Origin of the sequence: Pelomonas sp. BJYL3 (assembly GCF_027257975.1) — a bacterium.
GTDB lineage: Bacteria > Pseudomonadota > Gammaproteobacteria > Burkholderiales > Burkholderiaceae_C > Roseateles_B > Roseateles_B flavus.
In genome coordinates, this window is sequence record NZ_JANZKX010000005.1 from 121,795 (window position 1) to 134,247 (window position 12,453).

The 12,453-nt window shown below is 69.0% G+C and carries 1 protein-coding gene; it reads right to left on the minus strand.

Annotated features, from left to right (window positions below; translation table 11 throughout):
• Nucleotides 1-80 precede the first annotated feature (80 nt).
• Nucleotides 81-12,176 carry a hypothetical protein gene (locus tag O9Y01_RS16175; RefSeq protein ID WP_269632639.1) on the minus strand — a complete coding sequence of 4,032 codons (12,096 nt, stop codon included), beginning with the start codon at nucleotides 12,174-12,176 and terminating at the stop codon, nucleotides 81-83.
• Nucleotides 12,177-12,453: the final 277 nt, after the last annotated feature.

Consider the following 12,453-nt stretch of genomic DNA (forward strand, 5'->3'; position numbering starts at 1 on the left):
CATCCGGCCGGGGAGGGCGTGGCCCATGAAAAAGCCGCCCCGGCCGGTGGCGGGGGCGGCTTTCGCTGGGGCCTTCAGCCTCAGATAAGCGGCACGATGCGGTTCAGGTCATCGTCCTCGCCAGGCGCCTTGCGCAGCGGCACCAGCTGGTGGTGCAGCACGCCGTGGTGGCCCGGTTGGGTGACCCCGTCGCCCAGCAGGTTGCCCGCCGGTCCGGCCAGGACGTCGCCCAGGCTCAGCTTGGGTTCGCCGGACTTGCCGTGCTCCGGCGTCGCCGCATGGGCGTCGCCCGAGCTGGCGGCGCTGCTGGCGGACTCGCCCGTGTCCTTGGCGAACCAGACGTCCGCCATGTCATGGGTCTTGCCGTCGCTGGTCGTGTAGCCGGAGACCAGGCCCACCAGGTTGCCGTTGTTCACCGCCGTGCCGGTCTGCGCATGCAGGTCCAGCGAGGTGATGCCCAGATCCGCCAGGGCCTTCAGCTCGCCCGCGTCGGTCTTGCCGTCGTGGTTGGCATCCACCCAGAGCTTGAGCTGGCCGAACTGGGCGTCGGTGGCGTTCAGCGCGCCGTCATGGTTGCTGTCCAGCGTGGCCATGGCCTGGTAGCCGTTGGCGGCGCGGCTGCCGTCCGCCAGCTGGGTGCCGCTGCCGAACAGTTCCTTGCCGTCGTTGATCTGGCCATCGCCGTTGCGGTCCATGACCAGCAGGCCGTCGTTGCCGCCCACCCAGCCCCACTTCTGGGCGTTGCCGGTGCCGTTCAGGTCGAAGCTGACGCCCTGGGCCGCCGCGGTCGTCGAGACGCCGTTGCCGTCCAGGTCCAGCACGATGGGCGAGGTCAGCCACAGGGCATCCAGTTGGGCGCCGGTCATCGCGTGGATCACTTCCGTGGTCAGCGCGCCGAACTGGGTCATGTTCAGCTTGGCGATGTCCTCGGACTCCATGCCCAGGATCTGCTCCGTCGTGAGGCTGTGGATCTGCTCCGTGGTCAGCCCGGCGATCTGCGAGGTGGTCAGGGCCTTGATGTCATCGCTGGCGAGGTGCGAGAACTGGTCCGTCGTGAGCGCGTGGATCTGGGCCGAGCTGAAGGCCGCGATCTGCGTGGTGCTCAGCGCATTGATGTCATCGCTGCTGAAGGTGCTGATCTGGTCCGTGGTCAGCGCCAGCACCTGGGCCGTGCTCAAGGCGGCGATGTGCTCGGTGCCCAGGGCCGAGAACTGCTCGGTCGACAGCGCATGCAGGGCGGAGGTCGACAGCAGCTTGATGTCATCGCTGCTGAAGGCCGCCATGTCGGCGCTGTCGATGCCCTTCACCTGAGCCGAGGTCAGCAGACCGATCTGCGTGCTGGTGAAGGCATCGATCTGGTCGGAGCTGAAGGCCTGGAGGTCATCAGACTGCAGGGCGCGGAAGGCCGCCGTGCTCAGGGCGCGGATGTCCTCGGACGAGAAGGTCACGATCTGGTCCGAAGTCATGGCCGTGACCTGGGCCGCGCTGAGCGAGGCCACCTGGTCGGAGCCCAGGGCCTGGATGTCGGCGGTCTCCCACTTCTGGACCTGCGTCGTCGTCAGCGCGGCCACCTGCACCACGCTCAGCGTCGGCACCTGGTCGCTGGTCAGGGCGTTCAGCTGGTCGCTGCTCAGGGCGCGGACGGCGAAGGCGTTCAGCGCGCGGAGGTCGTCCGTCTGCATGGCCGCGATCATGCCCACGCTGATGCCGGGCACCTGGACCGAGGTCAGGGCCGCCATCTGGGCGGTGCCCATGGCATTGAAGTCGTCCGAGCCCATCGCGTTGATCTGGGCCGAGCTCAGCGCCGCCACCTGGGTCACCGTCAGCGCGGCGACCTGGTCGGAGGTCAGCGCCACGAACTGGTCGGTGCTGAAGCTGCGCAGGGCTGCAGTGCTCAGGGCACGCAGGTCATCCGTGGCCAGGGCCGCGATCTGGTCGGAGTGCAGACCGGCGACCTGGTTGGAGGTCAGCCCGCTGTACTGCGCCGTGGTCAGCGCCACCAGCTGGTCCGTGCCCATGGCGCCCAGCTGGACGCTGCTGATGCCGCGGATGCCGGCACTGCTGATGGCCTGCAGATCCTCGGTCGCCAGCTTCATGAACTGGTCGGTGCCGATGGCTGCGACCTGCGTCGAGCTCATGGCTGCGTACTGGTCGGTCGTGAAGGCCACCAGGTCCTCGCTGCCCAGGCCGCGGATCTGTGCGCTGGTCAGCGCATTGACCTGGGCCGTGGTCATGGCGGCGAACTGGTCGGAACCGAGCGTGCCCAGCACATCCGTGCTGATGGCGCGCAGGGCGGCCGTGCTGATGGCACGCAGATCGTCCGACTGCATCTTGGCCAGCTGATCACTGCTGAAGCCCACGATCTGGCTGCTGGTGAGGGCCGCGGCCTGGGCCGTGGTCAGTGCCACGACTTCATCCGTGGTCAGCGCGGCGATCTGGGCCGAGCTCAGGCTGCGCAGGGCGGCCGTGTTGAGCGCCGCGAAGTCCTCGGTCTGCAGGGCACGCAGCTGGTCGGTGCCCAGGGCAGAGACCTGCGCCGAGGTGAGCACGGCGAACTGGTCGGTGCCCAGCGCGTTCAGGTCGTCGCTGACCATGCCCTTGATCTGCGCGCTGGTGAGCGCGGCCACCTGGGCGGTGGTCAGGGCGCCGATCTGGTCAGAGCCGAGGGCACCGATCTGCTCGGTGCCGAGGGCCCGGATGGCCGCGGTGCTGATCGCACGGAGGTCGTCGGTTTCCAGCGCAGCGATCTGGTCGGTGCTCAGGCCCTTGACCTGCGCACTGGTGAGCGCCGCGGCCTGGGCCGTGGTCAGTGCCTTGATCTCGTCGGTCGAGAAGCCGCCGAACTGGTTGCCCGGGCTGGTGGCCAGCGAGGCGATCTGGGCCGAGGTGAGGGCCACGATCTGGTCGGAGGTCAGCGCGGCGATCTGGTCGCTGCTCAGCGCCTTGATCGTGGCGGTGCTGAGGGCGCGCAGGTCGTCGGTCTCGATCTTGGCGATCTGGTCGCTGGTGAGGCCGGTGACCTGGCTGCTGGTGAGGGCCGCGGCCTGGGCGGTGCTCAGGGCCACGATCTCATCGGTGGTCAGGGCACCGATCTGGACGGAGCTCATGCCACGCAGGGCCGCCGTGTTGATGGCGGCGAGGTCCTCGGTCTGCAGGGTCTTGATCTGGTCGCTCGTCAGGGCGGCCACCTGGCTGGAGCTCAAGGCCTTGAACTGGTCGGTGCCCAGCGCGTTGAGGTCGTCGCTGGCGAGGCTCTTGAGCTGGCTGCTGGTCAGCGCCTGGACCTGGCTCGTGGTCAGCGCGCCCAGCTGGTCCGAGGTCAGCTGTGCCAGCTGGTCGGTGCCCAGCGCCTTGATCACCGAGGTGCTCAGGGCACGCAGGTCCTGGGTCTCGAGCTTGATCAGCTGGTCGCTGGTCAGGCCGCCGATCTGTGCCGAGGTCAGGGACGCCGCCTGGTCGGTGGACAGCCCGATGATCTGGTCGCTGGTCAGCGCGCTCAGCTGCGCCGAGGTCAGGCCCTTCAGGGCGGCCGTGCTGATGTTGCCGAAGTCGTCGGTGGTCATGGTGCGGATCTGGTCCGTACCGATGGCCGCGATCTGGGCCGAGCTCAGCACCTTGATCTGGTCGGACACCAGGGCATTGAGGTCGTCGCTGCCCAGGCCCTTGATCTGGGCGGTGGTCAGGGCCGAGACCTGGGCGGTCGTCAGTGCGCCGATCTGGTCGGAGCCCAGGGCCGCGATCTGCTCGGTGCTGAGGGCCTTGATGGCGGCGGTGCTGATGGCGCGCAGGTCATCGGTCTCGAAGGCGGCCACCTGGTCGGTGCTCAGACCCTTGACCTGGCTGCTCGTCAGCGCAGCGGCCTGGGCGGTGGTCAGGGCGCGGATGTCGTCCGTGGCGAAGCCGCCGAACTGGTTGCCCGGTGCGGTCGCCAGGGCCGCGATCTGGGCCGAGGTCAGGGCCACGATCTGGTCAGACGTCAGGGCGGCGATCTGCTCGCTGCCCAGGGCCTTCAGCGTCCCGGTGTTGAGGGCGCGCAGGTCGTCGGTCTCGAGCTTGGCGATCTGGTCGCTGGTCAGGCCGGCGACCTGGCTGCTGGTCAGCGCGGCGGCCTGGGCCGTGGTCAGGGCCACGACCTCGTCCGTGGTCAGCGCGCCGAGCTGGACCGAGCTCATGCCACGCAGGGCCGCGGTGTTGATGGAGGCGAAGTCCTCGGTCTGCAGGGTCTTGATCTGGTCCGAGGTGAGGGCGCCGGCCTGGGCGCTGGTCAGCACCTTGAACTGATCGGTGCCCAGGGCATTCAGGTCGTCACTGGACAGCGCGCGCAGCTGGGCCGTGGTCAGGGCCGTGACCTGGGCCGTCGTCAGCGTCGCCAGCTGGTCGGAGCTCAGCGCGGCGAGCTGGTCGGAGCTCAGGGCCTTGATGGTGGCGGTGCTGATGGCGCGCAGGTCATCGGTCTCCAGCTTGACCAACTGGTCGCTGGTGAGGCCGCCGACCTGGTTGCTGGTCAGTGCCGCGGCCTGGGCCGTGTTCAGGGCCACGATCTCGTCCGTGGTCAGGGCGGCCAGTTGGGCCGAGTTCATGCCGCGCAGGGCCGCGGTGTTGATGGAGGCGAGGTCCTCGGTCTGCAGGGCCTTGATCTGCTCGGAGGTCATGGCGCCGACCTGGGCGCTGGTGAGCACCTTGAACTGGTCGGTGCCCAGGGCATTCAGGTCGTCCGTGCCCATGCCCTTGATCTGGGCCGTGGTGAGCGAAGCCACCTGGGCCGTGGTCAGTGCGCCGATCTGGTCGGAGCCCAGGGCCGCGATCTGCTCGGTGCTGAGGGCCTTGATGGCGGCCGTGCTGAGGGCGCGCAGGTCATCGGTCTCGAAGGCGGCCACCTGGTCGGTGCTCAGACCCTTGACCTGGCTGCTCGTCAGCGCGGCGGCCTGGGCGGTGGTCAGGGCGCGGATGTCGTCCGTGGCGAAGCCGCCGAACTGGTTGCCCGGTGCGGTCGCCAGGGCCGCGATCTGGGCCGAGGTCAGGGCCACGATCTGGTCAGACGTCAGGGCGGCGATCTGCTCGCTGCCCAGGGCCTTCAGCGTCCCGGTGTTGAGGGCGCGCAGGTCATCGGTCTCGATCTTGGCGATCTGGTCGCTGGTGAGGCCGGCCACCTGGCTGCTGGTCAGGGCGGCGGCCTGGGCCGTGTTCATGGCCACGATCTCATCCGTGGTCAGCGCGCCGAGCTGGACCGAGCTCATGCCACGCAGGGCGGCGGTGTTGATGGAGGCGAAGTCCTCGGTCTGCAGGGTCTTGATCTGGTCCGAGGTGAGGGCGCCGACCTGGGCGCTGGTCAGCACCTTGAACTGATCGGTGCCCAGGGCGTTGAGGTCGTCACTGGACAGCGCGCGCAGCTGGGCCGTGGTCAGGGCCGTGACCTGGGCCGTCGTCAGCGTCGCCAGCTGGTCGGAGCTCAGCGCGGCGAGCTGGTCGGAGCTCAGGGCCTTGATGGTGGCGGTGCTGATGGCGCGCAGGTCATCGGTCTCCAGCTTGACCAACTGGTCGCTGGTGAGGCCGCCGACCTGGTTGCTGGTCAGGGCCGCGGCCTGGGCCGTGTTCAGGGCCACGATCTCGTCCGTGGTCAGAGAAGCGAGCTGGGCCGAGTTCATGCCGCGCAGGGCCGCGGTGTTGATGGAGGCGAGGTCCTCGGTCTGCAGGGCCTTGATCTGCTCGGAGGTCATGGCGCCGACCTGGGCGCTGGTCAGGACCTTGAACTGGTCGGTGCCCAGGGCATTCAGGTCGTCCGTGCCCATGCCCTTGATCTGGGCGGTGGTCAGGGCGGCCACTTGTGCCGTGGTCAGCGCGCCGATCTGGTCGGAACCCAGGGCCGCGATCTGCTCGGTGCCCAGGGCCTTGATGGCGGCGGTGCTGATGGCGCGCAGGTCATCCGTCTCGAAGGCGGCCACCTGGTCAGTGCTCAGGCCCTTGAGCTGGCTGCTCGTCAGCGCGGCGGCCTGGGCCGTGGTCAGCGCCTTGATCTCGTCGGTCGAGAAGCCGCCGAACTGGTTGGCCGGCGCCGTGGACAGGGCCGCGATCTGGGCGGTGGTCAGGGCGACGATCTGGTCAGACGTCAGCGCGGCGATCTGGTCGCTGCCCAGGGCCTTCAGCGTCCCGGTGTTGATCGCCCGCAGGTCGTCGGTCTCGATCTTGACGATCTGGTCGCTGGTCAGGCCGGCGACCTGGCCGCTGGTCAGGGCGGCGGCCTGGGCCGTGTTCATGGCCACGATCTCGTCGGTGGTCAGGGCCGCCAGCTGGGCCGAGTTCATGCCGCGCAGGGCTGCGGTGTTGATGGAGGCGAAGTCCTCGGTCTGCAGCGCCTTGACCTGCTCGGAGGTCATGGCGCCGACCTGGGCGCTGGTCAGCACCTTGAACTGGTCGGTGCCCAGCGCGTTGAGGTCGTCCGTGCTCATGCCGCGGATCTGGGCCGTGGTCAGGGCGGCCACTTGTGCCGTGGTCAGCGCGCCGATCTGGTCGGAGCCCAGAGCACCGATCTGCTCGGTGCTGAGCGCCCGGATCGCAGCGGTGCTGATGGCGCGCAGGTCATCCGTCTCGAAGGCGGCCACCTGGTCGGTGCTCAGGCCCTTGACCTGGCTGCTCGTCAGCGCAGCGGCCTGGGCGGTGGTCAGGGCGCGGATGTCATCCGTGGCGAAGCCGCCGAACTGGTTGCCCGGTGCGGTCGCCAGGGCGGCGATCTGGGCCGAGGTCAGGGCCACGATCTGGTCAGACGTCAGGGCGGCGATCTGGTCGCTGCTGAGCGCCTTGAGCGTGCCCGTGCTGAGGGCGCGCAGGTCGTCGGTCTCGATCTTGGCGATCTGGTCGCTGGTCAGGCCCGCGACCTGGCTGCTGGTCAGGGCTGCGGCCTGGGCTGTGGTCAGCGCGACCACCTCGTCGGTCGTCAGGGCACCCACCTGCACGGAGCTCAGACCACGCAGGGCCGCGGTGTTGATGGAGGCGAAGTCCTCGGTCTGCAGGGTCTTGATCTGCTCCGAGGTGAGGGCGCCTACCTGGGCACTGGTCAGCACCTTGAACTGGTCGGTGCCCAGGGCATTCAGGTCGTCACTGGCCAGGGCACGCAGCTGCGAGGTGGTCAGGGCCGCGACCTGGGCGGTGGTCAGCGTCGCCAGCTGGTCGCTGCTCAGGGCGGCGAGCTGGTCGGAACTGAGGGCCTTGATGGTGGCGGTGCTGATGGCGCGCAGGTCATCGGTCTCCAGCTTGATCAACTGGTCGCTGGTGAGGCCGCCGACCTGGTTGCTGGTGAGGGCCGCGGCCTGGGCCGTGGTCAGTGCCACGACCTCATCCGTGGTCAGCGCAGCCAGCTGGGCCGAGTTCATGCCGCGCAGGGCGGCGGTGTTGATGGAGGCGAAGTCCTCGGTCTGCAGGGCCTTGACCTGCTCGGAGGTCAGGGCGCCGACCTGGGCGCTGGTCAGGACCTTGAACTGGTCGGTGCCCAGGGCGTTGAGGTCGTCACTGGCGAGGCCACGGACCTGGGCCGTGGTCAGCGAGGCCACCTGTGCGGTGGTCAGGGCGCCGATCTGGTCGGAGCCCAGGGCGCCGAGCTGTTCGGTGCTGAAGGCCTTGATGGCGGCGGTGCTGATGGCGCGCAGGTCATCCGTCTCGAAGGCGGCCACCTGGTCGGTGCTCAGGCCCTTGAGCTGGCTGCTCGTCAGCGCGGCGGCCTGGGCGGTGGTCAGGGCCTTGATCTCGTCGGTCGAGAAGCCACCGAACTGGTTGCCCGGCGTGGTCGCCAGGGCCGCGATCTGGGCCGTGGTCATGGCCACGATCTGGTCGGACGAGAGCGCGGCGATCTGGTCGCTGCTCAGGGCCTTGATGGTGCCGGTGCTGATGGCACGCAGGTCATCAGTCTCGATCTTGGCGATCTGGTCGCTGGTGAGACCGGCGACCTGGCTGCTGGTCAGCGCCGCGGCCTGGGCCGTGCCCATGGCCACGATCTCGTCCGTGGTCAGGGCGGCCAGCTGGGCCGAGTTCATGCCACGCAGCGCGGCGGTGTTGATGGAGGCGAAGTCCTCGGTCTGCAGCGCCTTGATCTGCTCGGAGGTCATGGCGCCAACCTGGGCGCTGGTCAGGACCTTGAACTGGTCGGTGCCCAGGGCGTTCAGGTCGTCCGTGCCCATGCCGCGGATCTGCGCGGTGGTCAGGGCGGCCACCTGGGCCGTGGTCAGCGCGCCGATCTGGTCGGAGCCCAGGGCCGCGATCTGCTCGGTGCTGAGGGCCTTGATGGCGGCGGTGCTGATGGCGCGCAGGTCATCGGTCTCGAAGGCGGCCACCTGGTCGGTGCTCAGACCCTTGAGCTGGCTGCTGGTCAGCGCAGCGGCCTGGGCGGTGGTCAGGGCCTTGATCTCGTCGGTGGAGAAGCCACCGAACTGGTTGCCCGGCGTGGTCGCCAGGGCGGCGACCTGGGCCGTGGTCAGGGCCACGATCTGGTCAGACGTCAGGGCGGCGATCTGCTCGCTGCCCAGGGCCTTGATCGTGGCGGTGTTGATCGCCCGCAGGTCGTCGGTCTCGAGCTTGGCGATCTGGTCGCTGGTGAGACCGGCCACCTGGCTGCTGGTCAGCGCCGCGGCCTGGGCCGTGGTCAGGGCTACGATCTCGTTCGTGCCCAGGGCACCGATCTGGGCCGAGTTCATGCCGCGCAGGGCGGCGGTGTTGATGGACGCGAAGTCCTCGGTCTGCAGGGCCTTGATCTGGTCCGAGGTGAGGGCGCCGACCTGGGCGCTGGTCAGCACCTTGAACTGGTCGGTGCCCAGGGCATTCAGGTCGTCGCTGGACAGCGCACGCAGCTGCGAGGTGGTCAGGGCCGCGACCTGGGCGGTGGTCAGGGTCGCCAGCTGATCGGAGCTGAGGGCGGCGAGCTGGTCGGAGCTCAGGGCCTTGATGGTGGCGGTGCTGATGGCCCGCAGGTCATCGGTCTCCAGCTTGACCAGCTGGTCGCTGGTCAGGCCGCCCACCTGGCCGGTGGTCAGGGCCGCGGCCTGGGCGGTGCTCAGGGCTACGATCTCATCCGTGGTGAGGGCCGCCAGCTGGGCCGAGTTCATGCCGCGCAGGGCGGCGGTGTTGATGGAGGCGAGGTCCTCGGTCTGCAGGGCCTTGATCTGCTCGGAGGTCATGGCGCCGACCTGGGCGCTGGTGAGCACCTTGAACTGGTCGGTGCCCAGGGCATTCAGGTCGTCCGTGCCCATGCCCTTGATCTGGGCCGTGGTGAGCGAAGCGACCTGGGCCGTGGTCAGTGCGCCGATCTGGTCAGAGCCCAGGGCGGCGATCTGGTCCGTGCCCATGGCCCGCAGCGTGGCGGTGTTCAGCGCACGCAGGTCATCGGTCTCCAGGGCGGCGATCTGGTCGCTGCTGAAGCCGCGGATCTGGCTGCTGGTGAGGGCCGCGGCCTGGGCCGTGGTCAAGGCCTTGATTTCATCGGTGCTCAGGCCGCCGAACTGGTTGGCCGGCGTGGTGGCCAGGGCGGCGATCTGGGCCGAGGTCATGGCCACGATCTGGTCGCTGCTCAGGGCGGCGATCTGATCGCTGGACAGCGCCCGGATGGCACCCGTGCTCATGGCGCGGAGGTCGTCGGTCTCGAGCTTGGCGATCTGGTCGCTGGTCAGGCCGGCCACCTGGGCGCTGGTCAGGGCGGCGGCCTGGGCGGTGCTCAGGGCCACGATCTCGTCCGTGGTCAGTGCGCCGACCTGGGCCGAGTTCATGCCGCGCAGCGCGGCCGTGTTGATGGAGGCGAGGTCCTCGGTCTGCAGCGCCTTGATCTGCTCGGAGGTCATGGCGCCGACCTGGGCGCTGGTGAGGACCTTGAACTGGTCGGTGCCCAGGGCATTCAGGTCGTCCGTGCCCATGCCCTTGATCTGGGCCGTGGTGAGCGAAGCGACCTGGGCCGTCGTCAGGGCGCCGATCTGGTCGGAGCCCAGGGCCGCGATCTGCTCGGTGCCCAGGGCCTTGATGGCGGCGGTGCTGATGGCACGCAGGTCATCGGTCTCCAGCGCGGCGATCTGATCAGTACTCAGGCCCTTGACCTGTGCACTGGTCAGCGCGGCGGCCTGGGCGGTGGTCAGGGCCTTGATCTCGTCGGTCGAGAAGCCGCCGAACTGGTTGCCCGGCGTGGTCGCCAGGGCGGCGACCTGGGCCGTGGTCAGGGCGACGATCTGGTCAGAGCTCAGGGCGGCGATCTGGTCGCTGCTGAGGGCCTTGATGGTGGCGGTGTTGATCGCCCGCAGGTCGTCGGTCTCGAGCTTGGCGATCTGGTCGCTGGTCAGACCGGCGACCTGGCTGCTGGTCAGCGCCGCGGCCTGGGCCGTGGTCAGGGCCACGATCTCGTTCGTGCCCAGGGCACCGATCTGGGCCGAGCTCATGCCGCGCAGGGCGGCGGTGTTGATGGAGGCGAAGTCCTCGGTCTGCAGGGCCTTGATCTGGTCCGAGGTGAGGGCGCCGACCTGGGTGCTGGTCAGCACCTTGAACTGGTCGGTGCCCAGGGCGTTGAGGTCGTCGCTGGACAGGGCGCGCAGCTGCGAAGTGGTCAGGGCCGTGACCTGGGCGGTGGTCAGGGTTGCCAGCTGATCGGAGCTCAGCGCGGCGAGCTGGTCGGAGCTCAGGGCCTTGATGGTGGCGGTGCTGAGGGCGCGCAGGTCGTCGGTCTCCAGCTTCACCAGCTGGTCGCTGCTGAGGCCGGCCACCTGCGTGCTGGTCAGGGCCGCGGCCTGGGCGGTGCTCAGGGCCACGATCTCGTCCGTGGTCAGGGCCGCCAGCTGGGCCGAGTTCATGCCGCGCAGGGCGGCGGTGTTGATGGAGGCCAGATCCTCGGTCTGCAGGGCCTTGATCTGTTCCGAGGTCATGGCGCCGACCTGGGCGCTGGTCAGGACCTTGAACTGGTCGGTGCCCAGGGCGTTCAGGTCGTCCGTGCCCATGCCCTTGATCTGGGCGGTGGTGAGCGAAGCGACCTGGGCCGTGGTCAGCGCGCCGATCTGGTCAGAGCCCAGGGCCGCGATCTGCTCGGTGCCCAGGGCCTTGATGGCGGCGGTGCTGATGGCGCGCAGGTCATCGGTCTCCAGCACGGCCATCTGGTCGGAGCTCAGGCCCTTGATCTGGCTGCTGGTCAGGGCGGCGGCCTGGGCCGTCGTCAGGGCGACGACGTCTTCGGTGTTGAGGGCGCCCAGCTGGCTGCTGGTCAGGGCGGCGGCCTGGGCCGTGGTCAGCTGGGACACCTGGTCGGAGCTGAGGCTGCGGATCTGGTCGCTGCTGAAATTGCGCAGGGCGCTGGTGCTCAGCGCCCTCAGATCGTCCGATTCCAGCTTGGCCAGCTGGTCACTGCTGAAGCCGGTGACCTGGCTGCTGGTCAAGGCGGCCGCCTGGGCCGTGGTCAGCGCGACCACCTCGTCGCTGGTCAGTGCGCCGATCTGGGCCGAGCTCATGCCGCGCAGGGCGGCGGTGTTGATCGAGGCCAGGTCTTCGGTCTGCAGCGTCTTGATCTGGTCGGTGCCGATGGCGGCGACCTGCGCCGAGGTCAGCACCTTGAACTGGTCGGTGCCCAGGGCGTTCAGGTCCTCGCTGCCCATGCCCCGGATCTGCGAGGTGGTCAGGTTGGCGACCTGGCTGGTGGTCAGTGCGCCGATCTGGTCGGAGCCCAGGGCCGCGATCTGGTCGGAGCTCAGGGCCTTCAGGGCGGCCGTCGAAATCTGGCGCAGGTCTTCCGTCTGGATCAGCGGGATCTGGTCGGAGGTAAGGACGCCGACCTGCGTCGAGGTCAGGGCCTTGTACTGGTCCGTGGTCAGCGCCTGGAGGTCGTCGCTGCCCAGGCCCTTGATCTGGCTGGTGGTCAGGGCGGCGACCTGCGTGGTGGTCAGCGCGCCGATCTGGTCGGACCCCAGCGCACCCAGCTTGGCGTCCGACATCGCGCGCAGGGCGGCGGTGTTGAGGGCCCGCAGGTCCTGCGTCTCGAAGCGCGCGATCTGGTCGCTGGCCAGGGAGTTGATGGCGAAAGTTCCGAGCGAGGCCACCTGCTGGGTGGTCAGCGCGATGATCTGGTCGCTGCTGAAGGCGGCCCAGTCTTCCGTCGTGAGCTTGGCCAGCGTTTGGGTCGACAGGGCAGCGATCTGGTCGGTCGACAGGGTGAGAATCAATGACGCCATGGTGTGCTCACTTGGTTATTGCTGGACGCCCGGCCTGAAAGCTCGGGAGCTGGGGAAGTGCGGCTCCAGGCGCCCCGGCTGGGGCCTGTACACCACTTCCTGACCATCAATGTCAATCAATGCGTTGCGCGGGACTTTTCCCGCTTCAGTCGGATTTCGACCCGCCCAGCGCAAACTTGAGCGCAGGCGCGCCCCCGACACCGGGGACGAGGCTGGAGGGGCGAAAGGGCGGAGGTTTTTCACGAATTTCAGCCTTGGCCGTCCGGCAGGGGCCCGG

Bases quoted from the DNA above. Each gene is read 5' to 3' on its own strand.
- O9Y01_RS16175 (WP_269632639.1), bottom strand. From the start codon at position 12,176: ATGGCGTCATTGATTCTCACCCTGTCGACCGACCAGATCGCTGCCCTG.